This is a genomic window from Paenibacillus taichungensis, from assembly GCF_013359905.1.
GTDB classification, from domain to species: domain Bacteria; phylum Bacillota; class Bacilli; order Paenibacillales; family Paenibacillaceae; genus Paenibacillus; species Paenibacillus taichungensis.
Map to the genome: position 1 here is coordinate 1 of NZ_JABMCC010000061.1, position 283 is coordinate 283.

Annotated in this window: 1 rRNA gene; it reads right to left on the reverse strand. The window is 54.4% G+C overall.

What is annotated here, in order from left to right:
- Nucleotides 1–283 (reverse strand): 16S ribosomal RNA (locus HP548_RS00505); the annotation flags it as partial.

Consider the following 283-nt stretch of genomic DNA (forward strand, 5'->3'; position numbering starts at 1 on the left):
CGGCAGTCACCTTAGAGTGCCCACCCGAAGTGCTGGCAACTAAGATCAAGGGTTGCGCTCGTTGCGGGACTTAACCCAACATCTCACGACACGAGCTGACGACAACCATGCACCACCTGTCTCCTCTGTCCCGAAGGAAAGGTACATCTCTGTACCGGTCAGAGGGATGTCAAGACCTGGTAAGGTTCTTCGCGTTGCTTCGAATTAAACCACATACTCCACTGCTTGTGCGGGTCCCCGTCAATTCCTTTGAGTTTCAGTCTTGCGACCGTACTCCCCAGGC